This window comes from Variovorax sp. Varisp53 (genome assembly GCF_059491555.1).
This window is the reverse complement of record NZ_CP168512.1, coordinates 1510619-1523474: the sequence shown is the minus strand read 5'-3', so window position 1 is coordinate 1523474 and position 12856 is coordinate 1510619. Positions and strand designations below refer to the sequence as shown.

16 protein-coding genes are annotated in these 12856 nt (G+C 67.0%); 2 read left to right on the top strand and 14 right to left on the bottom strand.

Annotated elements, in window-relative coordinates; translation table 11 throughout:
- Positions 1–11: 11 nt before the first annotated feature.
- From ACEOAB_RS06920 to rpsP, 8 genes are all read right to left on the bottom strand, one after another.
- Positions 12–1037, bottom strand: a complete 1026-nt coding sequence (locus ACEOAB_RS06920; RefSeq protein WP_413748538.1) for a hypothetical protein — start codon at positions 1035–1037, stop codon at positions 12–14.
- Positions 1038–1050: 13 nt separating this feature from the next.
- Positions 1051–2142, bottom strand: coding sequence for a histidinol-phosphate transaminase (gene hisC / locus ACEOAB_RS06915; RefSeq protein ID WP_413748537.1), 1092 nt, complete (start codon positions 2140–2142; stop codon positions 1051–1053).
- Positions 2143–2151: 9 nt separating this feature from the next.
- The gene (locus tag ACEOAB_RS06910; protein WP_007831297.1) at positions 2152–3153 is read right to left on the bottom strand and encodes a CobD/CbiB family protein; all 1002 of its coding nucleotides are present in this window, start codon (positions 3151–3153) and stop codon (positions 2152–2154) included.
- Between the two features lie 41 nt (positions 3154–3194).
- Positions 3195–3935 (bottom strand): CoA pyrophosphatase, encoded by a 741-nt coding sequence (locus tag ACEOAB_RS06905; protein WP_056586972.1) that lies wholly within the window; start codon positions 3933–3935, stop codon positions 3195–3197.
- A 124-nt stretch (positions 3936–4059) separates the two neighbouring features.
- Positions 4060–4437 carry a 50S ribosomal protein L19 gene (rplS, locus tag ACEOAB_RS06900; RefSeq protein WP_413748536.1) on the bottom strand — a complete coding sequence of 126 codons (378 nt, stop codon included), beginning with the start codon at positions 4435–4437 and terminating at the stop codon, positions 4060–4062.
- A gap of 110 nt (positions 4438–4547) precedes the next feature.
- Positions 4548–5294 (bottom strand): tRNA (guanosine(37)-N1)-methyltransferase TrmD, encoded by a 747-nt coding sequence (gene trmD / locus ACEOAB_RS06895; RefSeq protein ID WP_413313476.1) that lies wholly within the window; start codon positions 5292–5294, stop codon positions 4548–4550.
- A 16-nt stretch (positions 5295–5310) separates the two neighbouring features.
- The gene (gene rimM, locus ACEOAB_RS06890; protein WP_056586966.1) at positions 5311–5865 is read right to left on the bottom strand and encodes a ribosome maturation factor RimM; all 555 of its coding nucleotides are present in this window, start codon (positions 5863–5865) and stop codon (positions 5311–5313) included.
- Between the two features lie 16 nt (positions 5866–5881).
- Entirely contained in the window at positions 5882–6145 is a 264-nt protein-coding gene (gene rpsP, locus ACEOAB_RS06885) for a 30S ribosomal protein S16 (RefSeq protein WP_007831311.1), read from the bottom strand.
- A gap of 180 nt (positions 6146–6325) precedes the next feature.
- Here rpsP and ACEOAB_RS06880 point away from each other — a divergent pair, with 180 nt between their 5' ends.
- Together ACEOAB_RS06880 and ACEOAB_RS06875 are read left to right on the top strand one after the other, a co-directional pair.
- Positions 6326–6850 carry a GNAT family N-acetyltransferase gene (locus ACEOAB_RS06880; RefSeq protein WP_007831312.1) on the top strand — a complete coding sequence of 175 codons (525 nt, stop codon included), beginning with the start codon at positions 6326–6328 and terminating at the stop codon, positions 6848–6850.
- A gap of 7 nt (positions 6851–6857) precedes the next feature.
- The gene (locus tag ACEOAB_RS06875) at positions 6858–7304 is read left to right on the top strand and encodes a TM2 domain-containing protein (RefSeq protein WP_413748535.1); all 447 of its coding nucleotides are present in this window, start codon (positions 6858–6860) and stop codon (positions 7302–7304) included.
- 3 nt (positions 7305–7307) lie between these two features.
- Here the strand turns inward: ACEOAB_RS06875 and ACEOAB_RS06870 are convergent, their stop codons facing one another.
- The 6 genes from ACEOAB_RS06870 to hda form a co-directional block, all read right to left on the bottom strand.
- Positions 7308–8318 carry an inorganic phosphate transporter gene (locus ACEOAB_RS06870; RefSeq protein ID WP_056586956.1) on the bottom strand — a complete coding sequence of 337 codons (1011 nt, stop codon included), beginning with the start codon at positions 8316–8318 and terminating at the stop codon, positions 7308–7310.
- Positions 8319–8332: 14 nt separating this feature from the next.
- Positions 8333–8977 carry a DUF47 domain-containing protein gene (locus ACEOAB_RS06865; protein WP_007831315.1) on the bottom strand — a complete coding sequence of 215 codons (645 nt, stop codon included), beginning with the start codon at positions 8975–8977 and terminating at the stop codon, positions 8333–8335.
- A 125-nt stretch (positions 8978–9102) separates the two neighbouring features.
- Positions 9103–9711 (bottom strand): trimeric intracellular cation channel family protein, encoded by a 609-nt coding sequence (locus tag ACEOAB_RS06860; protein ID WP_413748534.1) that lies wholly within the window; start codon positions 9709–9711, stop codon positions 9103–9105.
- Between the two features lie 13 nt (positions 9712–9724).
- A complete protein-coding gene (folK, locus tag ACEOAB_RS06855) occupies positions 9725–10381 on the bottom strand; it encodes a 2-amino-4-hydroxy-6-hydroxymethyldihydropteridine diphosphokinase (protein WP_413748533.1) in 657 nt (218 codons plus the stop codon).
- Complete coding sequence (gene pcnB, locus ACEOAB_RS06850; protein WP_413748532.1) at positions 10378–12003, bottom strand: polynucleotide adenylyltransferase PcnB; 1626 nt, start codon at positions 12001–12003, stop codon at positions 10378–10380. Before pcnB ends, folK begins: the two co-directional genes overlap by 4 nt.
- A gap of 26 nt (positions 12004–12029) precedes the next feature.
- On the bottom strand, positions 12030–12716 hold the full coding sequence (gene hda / locus ACEOAB_RS06845; RefSeq protein WP_235505650.1) for a DnaA regulatory inactivator Hda: 687 nt from the start codon (positions 12714–12716) through the stop codon (positions 12030–12032).
- Between the last annotated feature and the right edge of the window lie 140 nt (positions 12717–12856).

Sequence of the window (12856 nt, the reverse complement as noted above, 5' to 3'; positions counted from 1 at the left end):
CAACGGCTGCCTCAGCCGACCCAGATCCGGTATGACTTCCAGGTCGGATCGAAGGCAAGGTCCAGCGTCGACGGCAGGTCCATGTCATCCTGCAACGATTGCGCATGCGAGATCGCCGTCTCGGGATCGGCCACCTGGAAGTGCACGGTGCGAACGCCCTCCTCCAGCACCACGTGCGTGCAGCAGCCTGCTTCGTGCGTCTGCAGCCGCGCTGTCAGCCGGTCTTCGTAGGTGCGCGCTTCTTCCAGCTCCTCGCCCGATTCGACCGGCGTGGCGACCGACAGGCGGTGGCACAGGTCGGCGCGCCCCACCAGTGCGGTGGCCGCGTCGTTGCGCATGACGATCACCTCGACCTCGCGGCCGTCTTCGGCCTCGCGCGTCGCGCTCACGCCCGACCACGCGTGCTCGCCCGGAGGAAACACACCGGTGTGGCCGAGTTCGTCGCGCCAGCAGGCGTCGAACAATGGCACGAAATCGTCGAGTGGCACGCCATCGAAATCCGCCTGCGCATCGACCTCGACGTGGTCGACCGCCCCGACCTTCACCGCAAAGTCGTACTCGCCCAGGATGTGGTCGAGCATGATGAGGCTCATGTGGCGCGCGTGGTCCTGCATGTCCATCGGAATGGGCTTGGCGAAGCCGATCTCCAGCGCCACCCGGCCCCGGTAGGGCTCATGCTTCACGAGGACTTCGGAGCTCGCCAGTTCGAAATCGTTCATGCGCATGCCGAAACCGTCGCTCGAACGCTGACGGAAAGCTTCCACCTCCACCTGCGGCAGCCTGGGGCTGCTTTGCACCAGCGCCATCAGGTCCTCGAAGTCGTCCACCGAACCGTGCGCCGTCAGCACGAGCTTGAACGCAGGCGGCTCGCCCGCCACCTCGACCGACAACCGAGGAAAGAAGGGCTCCAGCAGTGCATTGAGCCCTTCCATCAGCTCGCGTGCGGGCAAGGTGCACAGGCTCTCTAGCCGGTCGCTCACTGCCTGCCAGAAGCCTGCGCAGACCGCCGCGCGCGTGTCGGTGTCATGGGTTGGCATCGCCAAAGTTCCTTCAAGGAGTCAGGTCAAGAATGTCCTGCAGGCGCTGCACGAGCGTGCTGCATTGCTCGCGCGTGCCGATGCTGATGCGCAGGTACTGTGCGATGCGCGGCTGCCTGAAGTGCCGTACCAGCACCGCGCGCTCGCGCAGCAGCGTCGCCAGCTCGGCCGCATCGCGCTGCGGATGGCGTACGAAGATGAAATTAGTCTGCGACGGCAGCACCTCGAAGCCCAGGTCTTCGAGCTGTAAGGCGAGGCCCTCGCGGGTGTCGACGACCTTGTCGCAGGTGCCGCGAAACCAGTCTTCGTCTTCCAGCGCGGCCACGGCACCGGCCGAAGCCAGACGGTCGAGCGGGTACGAGTTGAAGCTGTCCTTCACGCGCACCAGCGCGTCGATCAGGTGCGCCTGGCCGCAGGCAAAGCCGACCCGCAGGCCGGCCAGCGAGCGCGATTTGGAAAGGGTCTGCACCACCAGCAGGTTCGGGTACTTGCCAACTAGCGGCAGCGCACTCTCGCCGCCGAAATCGACGTACGCCTCGTCGACCAGCACCACGCGATCGGGGCAGGCTTCGAGCAGTTGCACGATGCGCGCGAGCGGCAGGCCGATGCCGGTGGGCGCATTCGGGTTCGCGATCACGACGCCCGCACACCCCTTGCGGGCACGCGCCGCGAGGGCATCGACGTCGATGCGCAGGCCGTCGTCGACCGGCTGCAGCTCGCACGCGATGCCATAGAGCTGCGCATAGACCTTGTAGAAGCTGTAGCTCACGTCGGGCATCAACAGCGGCTCGGCCTGCTGGAAGAATGCGAAGAAGGCGTGCGCGAGCACCTCGTCCGAGCCATTGCCCGCGAACACCTGGTCGGCTTGCAGGCCGTGCCGCCGTGCCACCGCTTCGCGCAGCACGAGCGAGGCGGGATCCGGATACAGCTCCAGGCCGTTCTCGGCCGCACGCCGGATGGCCTCGATGGCGAGCGGCGACGGCGGGTACGGGTTCTCGTTGGTGTTGAGCTTGACGAGGTTCGCGATGCGCGGCTGCTCGCCGGGCACATAGGGTTCGAGCGCGCCGATGCGCGGGCTCCAGAAAGCCGGAACGGGATTTGCCATTTTTTTCGCTCAGCCCAGCAGGCGAGCCAATGTGAGCAAGGCCAGCAGCACCATCCACATCACGACCGAGCGCCAGACCAGGCCCACCACGCTGCGCAGATGGCCGGGCTCGGGCTCGCGCCCCGGCGTGCTGCCGCTGTCGATGCGGCGGCCATCGGCCAGCGATTCGCCGGCCTGTGCGCGGGGCAGCGGATCGGCAACGGGGATCGGGCTCAGCGAACCGCCGCCCAGGCGCACGTTGACCGCACCCGAGGTGGCCGCGAGGATCACGCCGTCGTTCTCGTTGGGAAAGCGCTGTGCGTCATTGCGCCAGCAATCGATCGCTTCCTCGAAGCTGCCGACCACCGCGAAACCCAGCGCCGTGATGCGTGCGGGCAGCCAGTCGATCGCATGCCAGGCGCGATCCGCGGCCTCCTGCACAGAGACGCTCGACGGCTGCACCGCGGCGCCGTTCTTGTGCGCCCAGTAGCGCGAGACGAACTCGCTCATGCGATAGAACACCGCGCCCGCCGGCCCGAGGCCGATGGCCGCGACGATCGAGAACCACGCGAGCACGCCGAACACGTGGCGATGCGCGGCGATCACCGAATGCTCGATGACGTGGCGCACGATCTCGCTGCGCGGCAGGTCGGCCGCATCGACGCCCTGCCAGTGCGCGAGCAGCGAGCGCGCGAGCGGCTCGTCGCCTTCGTCGAGCGCATCGCGGATGTCGGTGAAGTGGTGGCTGAACTGCCGGAAGCCCAGCGTGACGTAGAGCACCGCGATGCTCCAGAGCACCGCGAAGGGCAACCCCAGCGTGAGCACAAGCAGCCAGTGCACGCCCAGCGCGCCCAGCGTGGGCACGAACACCGCGAGCCCCCAGGCGATCCATCCGTGATGCGGCTTGCCCGCGTCGAAGTTGCGGCTGGTCCAGCGTGTCCACGCCAGCACCGCGCCATACACGGGGTTGTGCGGGCCCAGCGGCCGCACCTGCTCGATCAGCAGCGCGCACAGGATGGCAAAAAAGCTCATCCTTCGATGATAGCGAGGGCGCCTGGAGATTCAGGCGGGATTCAGGCGCTCAGGAAACGGTAAAGATTGCGCAGCATGCCGGCGGTCGCGCCCCAGACGAAGCGCTCGTCGGCACCGTCCTGGTAGGGCATCGAATACCACTGGCGCCGGGTGCCATCGGGCGCGGGCACGGTGTGGTGGCGGTGGTTGGCGGGGTCCATCAGCCACGCGAGCGGCACCTCGAAAGCCTCCGCCACTTCGTAGGGATTGATGGTGAGCTCGAAGTCCGGTTGCACCAGCGCGACCACGGGCGTCACGATGAACGAGGTCACCGTCGTGTAGGTCGGCAGGTTGCCGAGCACTTCGATGTATTGCGCAGAAAGGCCAACCTCTTCCCAGGCCTCGCGCAACGCGGCGGCCGCGATGTTGGCGTCCTCCGGATCGACACGGCCGCCGGGAAACGCGACCTGCCCCGAATGGGTCGACAGGTTCGAGGTGCGCTCTGTCAGCAGCACGGCCGCGCCCTGCGGTCGCTGCACGATCGGCACCAGCACCGCGGCCTGCGCGGGAATGCGATCGGTCATTCGCGGTTCGTGGCGCAGCTCGGGCGTCCAGGCGGGCGGCGTGGCGAAACGCGCCCGCAGCGCCTGCGCAGTAAGTTGCGCAGGCGGCACTGCCGGCAATCCCTCGGGTCCGGCTACGAAAGGCACCTGGCGCGGGTCGAACTGCAGCAGTGCGGGCGGCACCACGGCATTGACGGGTTCGACGGAGGTGGCCTGCAGGGGAGCGGATGAGGTGGTCAAGAGATGAAAGGTACCGGAGCCGGATGGAAGAAGTAGAGCGGAAAAATGAAAAGTTGTCTTCGAGCGGGAGCAACAATGCAAAAAGCCGCCAGAGCGGCGGCTTTCTTGCACGAAGGCGAACTGCTTACTTGGCAGCAGCCGTCGACTTGCTCGGCAGCTTTTCCTTGATGCGTGCCGAACGGCCGCTGCGGTCGCGCAGGTAGTACAGCTTGGCGCGGCGCACATCGCCGCGGCGCTTGACTTCGATGCCGGCGATCAGCGGGCTGTAGGTCTGGAACGTACGCTCCACGCCTTCGCCGCTGGAGATCTTGCGCACGGTGAAGCCGCTGTTGAGGCCACGGTTGCGCTTGGCGATCACGACGCCTTCGTAGGCCTGCACGCGCTTGCGGGTGCCTTCGACGACGTTCACGCTGACGATGACCGTGTCACCGGGCATGAATTCGGGGATGGTCTTGCCGAGACGGGCGATTTCTTCCTGCTCGAGGGTCTGGATGAGGTTCATGATTTCCTGATGTTCGATCGTGCCGGGCTACACAAAAGGCGCCTTGGACTTTCGCGGGACAACCGCAAGAAGACCGGGCGCGGCCGGGCAGAGGATCGGGGAACCCGGGATTATAGCTTTTTTTTCAGCGCGGCCTCATCGGCCTTGCCAAGACGGCCCGCCGCCCGGGCCGCATCGATCAGTTCGGGGCGTCGCGCAGCCGTGATGGCCAGCCGCTGATCGCGGCGCCAGCGCTCGATCTGGGCATGATGGCCCGAGAGCAGCGGCGCTGGCACGCCCTGCCCGTTCCACTGCTCGGGCCGCGTGTAGTGCGGGCAGTCGAGCAGGCCGTCGAGCGCCGGGTTGAAGCTGTCCTGCACGTGGCTGGCCTCGTCGCCGAGCACCCCGGGCTGCAACCGCGCGACGGCATCGAGCAGCGCCATGGCGGCGATCTCGCCGCCCGAAAGCACGAAGTCGCCAAGACTGACCTGATGGGTGACGCGTGCGTCGATGAAGCGCTGGTCGATGCCTTCGTAGCGACCGCAGATCAGCACCGCACCCTCGCTTGCCGACCAGCGCTCGACCGATTCATGGCGCAATGCCTCGCCGATGGGCGAGAACAGCACCACGGGAGCTTCCGCGCCGCGCGCCGCCAGCGCCGCATCGAGGCAGGCCGCAAGCGGCTCCGCCATCATCACCATGCCGGGACCGCCGCCGAAGGGGCGATCGTCCACGCGCTTGTAGTTGCCCTGCGCGAAGTCGCGCGGATTCCACAGAACGACTTCGACCTGCTTCGACTCGTAGGCACGGCGCGTCACGCCGCTGGCCATGAAGGGAGCGAACAGTTCGGGGAAGAGCGTGAGGACGTCGAAGCGCATGCGCGCAGGCCTCGGATCAGAAATCGGGTTGCCAGTCGACCGTGATGAGCCGTCCGGGCAGGTCGACCTTGTCGACGAAGACCGAGACGAAAGGCACCATCCGTTCGATGGCCTTGCCGTCTTCTTCGGCGGTCAGCACCAGCGTGGTCTGCGGACCGGTGGCGAGCAGCTCGCGCACCGTGCCAAGCACGACGCCTTCGCGATTGACCACCGACAGGCCGATCAGGTCGACCCAGTAGTACTCGTCGTCGCCGGCCGTTGGAAAGCTCGAACGCGGCACGAACACGCGCGCACCGCGCAGCGCCTCGGCTGCGTTGCGGTCTGGCACATCGTCGGACGTGGCGACGATGCAGTCGGAATGTTCTTTGGCTTCGCGGATCGCGAGCCGGAAAGCGGCGTTCGCAGCAGCTCCGGGAGCTTGCAGGAACCAGCGCTTGGAAGAAAAAAGCGCCTCGGGCTGGGCGCTGTGGGGCAGGACCTTGAACCAGCCCTTGATGCCCCATGCATCGGCGATGCGCCCTACTTCAATCGCATCCGCCGGCAATTCGGCGGTTTCGAGTGCGGGCAGCATCGCCGTGCGGGACGGCTTAGGCCGCCGCCTTGGGAGCCGCGGCAGCGGCTTGCTTGATCAGGCGCAGAACGGTGGGCGAAGCTTGTGCGCCGACGCTCTTCCAGTACGCCAGGCGGTCCTGGGCGATACGGATGCTTTCTTCGTTTTCCTTGGCGGTCGGGTTGTAGAAACCCAGGCGCTCGATGAAACGGCCATCGCGGCGAACGCGCTTGTCCGACACGACGATGTTGAAGAACGGACGGCCTTTGGAGCCGCCGCGGGAGAGTCGAATGACGACCATGATTTATCCTTGGGTGGTCAGCAGGCCTTGTGGATGAAGAAAAGGCCCGCTCACAATGTTCTTCCAGCGTCGAGACACGCGACATGGCCACCCGGCCAGCGACACGCTGAAAAGCCCGCGATTATAGCCCGTCCCGCGTTTTCTCCGAATTCCGGCCTTGCGCCACCCGCTTCCACACGCATGCCCCTCACCATCCGCCCCAGCCGCGAAGAAGACATCGCAGCCATCACCTCCATCTACGCCCATCACGTGCTGCACGGCACCGGCACCTTCGAAACGGAGCCACCCTCCCCTGCCGACATGAGCGCGCGCCGTGCCGACGTGCTGGGCAAGAACCTGCCGTACCTCGTGGCCGAAGAAAATGGCGAAGTGTTGGGTTTTGCCTACTGCAACTGGTTCAAGCCGCGCCCGGCCTACCGTTTTTCGGCCGAGGACTCGATCTACATGTCGGAGTCAGCACGCGGCAAGGGTCTGGGCGCCAAGCTGCTCGCAGCGCTGTCGCAGGCGGCCGAAGCGGCCGGCGTGCGCAAGCTGATCGCGGTGATCGGCGACTCGGCCAATGCAGGCTCGGTCGGCGTGCACCGCAGCCAGGGCTTCACGCACGTGGGCGTGCTGAAAGACTGCGGCTGGAAGTTCGGCGAATGGCGCGACGTCGTATTGATGGAGAAAGTGCTTGGCGAAGGCAGTACCACCCGCCCCGAGTGACACCCGAATGAAAAACAAGACCACCGCCGCCTGGCTCTCTTTCCTCGGCGGCCCGCTGGGTCTGCACCGCTTCTACCTGCGCGGCATGGGCGACTGGCTCGGCTGGCTGCTGCCCATTCCCACGGCACTGGGCATCTACGGCATCGAGCGCGTGCGCATGTACGGCGTGGACGACGGGCTGAGCTGGGCGCTGATCCCGCTGCTGGGTTTCACCATCGCGGGCTGCGCACTGACGGCCATCGTCTATGGCCTGATGACGCCCGAGAAATGGAACACCCGCTACAACGCCGGCGCACCGGCCGACGCCGAACCGGGCCGTACGAACTGGTTCACCATCGGTGCAGTGGTGCTGGCACTTTTCTTCGGCAGCACGATCCTGATGGCCAGCATCGTGTTCAGCTTCCAGCGCTACTTCGAACACCAGATCGAAGAGGGCCGGAAAATCTCCCAGTAGCCGTCAGAACACCTGCAGGCTGATCCAGTAGGCGATTGCGGCGACGAAGGCCGAAGCGGGGATCGTGAAGATCCACGCCCACACGATGTTGCCCGCCACGCCCCAGCGCACCGCGCTCGCACGCTGCGCGGACCCGACGCCGACGATGGCGCCGGTGATGGTGTGCGTGGTCGACACCGGAATGCCCAGCGCCGTCGCCAGGAACAGCGTCAGCGCTCCACCCGTTTCGGCGCAGAAGCCGCCGACGGGCTTGAGCTTGGTGATCTTCTGGCCCATCGTCTTCACGATGCGCCAGCCGCCGAACATGGTGCCCAGCGCGATCGCGGTATAGCAGCTCACGATGGTCCAGGTCGGCGGGCTCGCGTCCCCGGCGTTGGCATAGCCGGTGGCGATCAGCAGCATCCAGATGATGCCGATGGTCTTCTGCGCATCGTTGCCGCCGTGGCCCAGGCTGTAGGCGCCGGCCGAAACCAGCTGGAGCCGCCGGAACCAGCGGTCCACCCGCGAAGGCGTGGCACGCCGGAAGCCCCAGGCGACCAGCACCATCATCATCGAACCCAGCACGAAGCCGAGCAGCGGCGAAACGAAGATGAAAGCCACCGTCTTCCAGATGCCCCCGGCGACCAGTCCGCTGGTGCCGGTCTTGGAAATCACCGCGCCCACGATGCCGCCGATCAGCGCGTGCGACGAGCTGCTCGGGATGCCGTAGTACCAGGTCACGAGGTTCCAGCTGATGGCGCCGACGAGCGCGCCGAACACCACATGCACGTCGACCACTCCCGGCTGGGCAATGCCCTTGCCCACGGTCGCGGCCACGCTCAGGTGGAAGATGAAGATCGCGATCAGGTTGAAGAAGGCCGCGAACACCACAGCCTGCCCCGGCTTGAGCACCCCGGTGGACACCACCGTCGCGATCGAATTGGCGGCGTCGTGGAACCCGTTCATGAAGTCGAACAGGATCGCGAGCACGACCAGCACTATCACCACCCAGAGGGCGACCTGAACCGTTGCCATCGGTCGCTACCCGCTCAGGAATTCTCGAGGACGATGCCCTCGATCACGTTGGCCACGTCCTCGCACTTGTCGGTGATCGTTTCCAGCAGCTCGTAGATCGCCTTGAGCTTGATCACCTCGCGCACGTCGGGCTCCTCGCGGAACAACTTGCTCATGGCGCTGCGCATCACGCGATCGGCGTCGGATTCGAGGCGGTCGATTTCCTCGCAGGTCTTCAGCGTGGCCTCGGCCACGGCCGGGTCGGCGATCTTGCCGAGGAACTTGACGGCGTCCTTCAGGCGGTCGCAGCACTTCACGCTCAGGGCCGTGAGGCGCACGATCTCTTCGGTCATGTGGCGCACGTCGTACAGCGCCATGGTCTCGGCAGAGTCCTGAATCAGGTCGGCCACGTCGTCCATCGTGTTGATGAGCTTGTGGATCTGCTCGCGGTCGATGGGCGTGATGAAGGTCTTGTGGATCAGCCGGTTGACGTCGTGCGTCACGCGGTCGGCGGCTCGCTCGGCGTTGTCGACGTCGCGGTTGTACTGCTCGCGCAGGTGCACGTCGTTGTAGTTGGCGACCAGTTGCTCGAACGCGCGCGCTGCCTCGACGATGCGCTCGGCGTGCTGGTTGAACATCTCGAAGAAATTGCCCTCGCGGGGCAGCAGCTTGCCGAACATGGAAACTCCTGGGGTGCGTCAATCACGATTTCATGACGCCTTCATGAAAAACCGGCGAAGTTTAACGGGCGCGCGGGTCCGGTCCGGCCGGACCGGGTTTTCAAAGCCGCTGAAAGGCCCGAAATTCAGGCCGGCAAGCGCAGCACCGGCAGGTGCCAGCCGCCGTAGATGCCACCCAGGCGAAGCGCCACGATCAGCAGCACGCCGGCATGAAAAGCCCAGCGCCGCGGGGTTCCGGCCGCCTGTAGCAGCAGGTAGGCCGCAATGCCCGCAATGGCGGCGGAGCCGTAGATGCCGCTGCTCAGCAGCAGAGGAACGCGGGCGGTGAACACGTCGCGCAGCAGGCCGCCGGCCGCACCGGTCATGGTGCCGACCAGCATCACGATGACGGCCGGCAGGCGCCGCTCTTCGGCCACTTGCGCACCGGTGATGGCGAACAGGCCGAGCCCCAGCGCGTCAGCCACGGCCAGCGCGTGCTCGGGCAGCGGCATCAGGTGTGCCCACGCAATGGTGAACACCGCCGCCGCCAGGATCACGTAGCTGTAGCGGGTGTCGCGAATCCAGAACACCGGGTGGCGGTCGAGCAGCAGGTCGCGCAACGTGCCGCCGCCCACCGCGGTGACCGAAGCGATCACCACCACGCCGAGCCAGTCGAGGCCCGCGTGGCCGGCCGCCAATGCCCCACTGACCGCGAAGACCGCCACACCGGCGAGATCGAGGACGTAGAGCAGCACGGCCTTTGCGTCGTCAGACGATGCGCTTGACCACCTGGCCCGTGACCCGTGCCAGCGCCGCGCGCGGCACCTTGTCGGGCGCGATTTCGGCAAGCGGCTTCAGCACGAAGGCGCGCTCGCGCATGCGAGGGTGCGGCAGGGTCAGTGCCGGCGTGTCGATCACCGAATTGCCGTGCATCAGCAGATCGAGATCGAGCGTGCGCGGCGCATTGGGAAAGGGCCGCTCGCGGCCGGCCAGCGTTTCCAGGCGTTGCAACGCCACGAGAAACTGCTCGGCGTCGAGGCCGGTGCGCACGGCCACCACGGCGTTGATGAAGTCAGGCCCCTCGGCGTCCACCGGCTCGCTGCGATAGAGCGATGATCGGGCAGTGACCTGGGTGCGCTGCAGCGCACCGATCGCGGCCATGGCGGCTTTCACGGCCGCTTCGGCATCGCCCAGATTGGCGCCGATGGCGACGAAAGCCTGTACGGTCGGGTAGTCCTCGCGCGGACCGCGCGGGCGACGAACGGGAGCACCGGCAGGCGCACGGCGCGCGGGCGGGCCACTCCTGGCACCGGCCGGTGAGGATGGCGGCCTGGCGCCAGCACGCGGCGCCGGCGCGGGCTTCTTGCCCGTTGTCTTGGCTGCGGAGCTCTTCTTGCCGTCCTTCGGCCGGTCGGACGTGCTCATTCGCCAGCAGCGTTGCCGCCGCCTCCGCCACCACTACCGCCTGCGGGACGCGGCTTGCGGCGGCGCCGGCGCTTGCGCGGCGCGGCAGCTTCACCATCGGGCGGCACGGCACCGGCTTCGACTTCGACCTCGTCGTCCGAGTCGGCATGGTTGTTCAGGCGGGCGGCCGGCTCGTTGCGGGGCCTGGCCGGTGCGGGTGCTGGCGCGGGGTCGCGCACCCGCACGCGCTGGCGCACCTTCTGCTCTTCGCGCACCTGCTCCAGCAGGTCCTGCCGGCGCACGTCGTCGGCGGTGCTGAATTCCTGCCACCACTCGGCAATCGCCTCGCCGACTTCACCCACGTCGGCGCGCAGGCGCATGAAGTCGAAGGCGGCGCGGAAGCGCGCCTGCTCGACCAGGCTGTAGGGCGTGGAGCCGGTGCGCTTGTCGAAGCGCGGCTGCATCATCCAGATCTCGCGCATGTCGGCGGCCAGCTTGCCACGGCCCGAGACATCGCCGATACGCGCGTTGAACACGTCGTCGATGGCGTCCTGCAACGCCGGGAACGGCGGTTGCGCGCGCTGGCCGTGCCGGCCCTCCTGGCGCTGGGCCCAGCCGTCGCGCACGTCGGCCCACAGCACGCAGGCCAAGAGGAAGCTGGGCGCCACGGGCTTGCCCTCGCCCACGCGGCGGTCGGTGTCCTGCAGGGCAGCCTTCACGAAGGGCTGATCGGCGCGCTCGACCACCACGTCGAGCAGCGGGTAGATGCCACGGGCCAGGCCGAGCTTGTTCAGTTGCTCGACCGTCGCGACGGCGTGGCCGGTCTGCAGCAGCTTGAGCATCTCGTCGAACAGGCGGCTCTGCGGCACGTCGGCCAGCAGCTTGCTCGAGTCGATCAGCGGTGCCGCCGTCTTGGCTTCCATCTTGAAGCCCAGGGCTGCGAGCTTGGCCGAGAAGCGGATGGCGCGAATGATGCGCACCGGGTCTTCGCGGTAGCGCGTGGCCGGGTCGCCGATCATGCGCAGCGTGAGCTTCTGGGCGTCCTTGATGCCGTTGTGATAGTCGACCACGACCTGGTTGGCCGGGTCGTAGTACATCGCGTTGACGGTGAAGTCGCGGCGCGCCGCGTCTTCATCCTGCGGGCCCCAGACGTTGTCGCGCAGCACCCGGCCACTGGCGTCCACGGCGTGCTTCATGCTCGCGAGCTCGCCCTTGCTGGTGCGCTCGTTGCCGGCCACCTGCTCGGCGGCGGCGTTGTCCATGTAGGCACGGAAGGTCGAGACCTCGATCACCTCGTGCTCGCGCCCACGGCCGTACACCACGTGCACGATGCGAAAGCGCCGCCCGATGATGAAGGCGCGGCGGAACAGCGACTTGACCTGCTCGGGCGTGGCGTTGGTGGCCACGTCGAAGTCTTTCGGTCGCAGCCCCAGCAGCAGGTCGCGCACCGCGCCGCCTACCACGTAGGCCTCGTAGCCGGCCTGCTGCAGCGTGGTGACCACGTTCTTCGCGCGTTCGTCGACCAGGGCCGGATCGATCTTGTGAACCTCTGCCGGCACCTCCTGGCGCTTGCCGAAGCGGCTCTTGCCCTGTGCGCTGCCGGCGTTCTTGCCGAGCAGCTTGTCGATGAATTTCTTGATCATTGTTGGTTGAAAGCCTTGTTCGCTCTTTATTCGTTCTCGAGCATGGAGCGGATCAGCGGAATGGTGATCGCGCGTTGCGTTTGCAGGGCATAGCCGTCGAGCTGCGTGAGCAGTTCCATCAGGCTGCCGAGGTCGCGGCTGAAGCGGTGCAGCATGTAGTCGAGCACTTCGTCGGACAGCATCACGCCGCGCGCGTCGGCGGCCTGGCGCAGCACCGCGCGGCGTTCGCTTTCGCTCAGCACCTGCAAGTGGAACACGTGGCCCCAGCCGAGGCGGGTGCGCAGGTCTTCGCGCAGCGGCAGGTCGGCCGGCGGCAGGGCGCCGGCGGCGACCACGCCGCGCTGCAGGGTCTGGGCGTTGACAAACCAGTTGAAGGCCGCGTGCTGCTGCACGGCGGTATAGAGGTGGACGTCGTCGAGCAGCACGGCGCCCCAGCGCTCGTCGAACTCGGGCGGCTCCAGCAGGCCCGCGTGCAGCCAACCCACGCTGGCGCCCTGCTCGCGCAGTGCGACACGCACCGATTCGAGCAGATGGGTCTTGCCACTGCCGCCTTCGCCCCACAGATAGGTGGGCACCGGCGAGTGCAGCGCAGGGCTGCCGGCGCCGCCCACCCACACTTGCAGGTGCCGCAGCGCCGCCTCGTTGGGGCCGGCAAAAAAGGCGTCGAAGCTGGGGCCCGTCGCAATGCCGATATCGAGCGCGAGCTGTTTCATCCCGGGAAGGTTCATGGAGGGGGCCGCGAGGGCCCTTAAAATCGTGAGGAATTCTATCGGCCCGGCCAACATGGTTACCGGAGCCGCCTTCCGCTCCTACTCTCCGCATCCTTTCGCGTCCCTCCCGACCTCGACCACCC

Excerpts from the sequence above, each read along its gene's own strand:
- hda (WP_235505650.1), bottom strand. The coding sequence starts at position 12,716 with ATGAAACAGCTCGCGCTCGATATCGGCATTGCGACGGGCCCCAGCTTC.
- rimM (WP_056586966.1), bottom strand. The coding sequence starts at position 5,865 with ATGCTGCCCGCACTCGAAACCGCCGAATTGCCGGCGGATGCGATTGAA.
- ACEOAB_RS06875 (WP_413748535.1), top strand. The coding sequence starts at position 6,858 with ATGAAAAACAAGACCACCGCCGCCTGGCTCTCTTTCCTCGGCGGCCCG.
- ACEOAB_RS06865 (WP_007831315.1), bottom strand. The coding sequence starts at position 8,977 with ATGTTCGGCAAGCTGCTGCCCCGCGAGGGCAATTTCTTCGAGATGTTC.
- ACEOAB_RS06920 (WP_413748538.1), bottom strand. The coding sequence starts at position 1,037 with ATGCCAACCCATGACACCGACACGCGCGCGGCGGTCTGCGCAGGCTTC.
- ACEOAB_RS06870 (WP_056586956.1), bottom strand. The coding sequence starts at position 8,318 with ATGGCAACGGTTCAGGTCGCCCTCTGGGTGGTGATAGTGCTGGTCGTG.
- trmD (WP_413313476.1), bottom strand. The coding sequence starts at position 5,294 with ATGCGCTTCGACGTCCTCACGCTCTTCCCCGAACTGTTCGCTCCCTTC.
- ACEOAB_RS06910 (WP_007831297.1), bottom strand. The coding sequence starts at position 3,153 with ATGAGCTTTTTTGCCATCCTGTGCGCGCTGCTGATCGAGCAGGTGCGG.
- hisC (WP_413748537.1), bottom strand. The coding sequence starts at position 2,142 with ATGGCAAATCCCGTTCCGGCTTTCTGGAGCCCGCGCATCGGCGCGCTC.
- pcnB (WP_413748532.1), bottom strand. The coding sequence starts at position 12,003 with ATGATCAAGAAATTCATCGACAAGCTGCTCGGCAAGAACGCCGGCAGC.
- rplS (WP_413748536.1), bottom strand. The coding sequence starts at position 4,437 with ATGAACCTCATCCAGACCCTCGAGCAGGAAGAAATCGCCCGTCTCGGC.
- ACEOAB_RS06880 (WP_007831312.1), top strand. The coding sequence starts at position 6,326 with ATGCCCCTCACCATCCGCCCCAGCCGCGAAGAAGACATCGCAGCCATC.
- rpsP (WP_007831311.1), bottom strand. The coding sequence starts at position 6,145 with ATGGTCGTCATTCGACTCTCCCGCGGCGGCTCCAAAGGCCGTCCGTTC.
- folK (WP_413748533.1), bottom strand. The coding sequence starts at position 10,381 with ATGAGCACGTCCGACCGGCCGAAGGACGGCAAGAAGAGCTCCGCAGCC.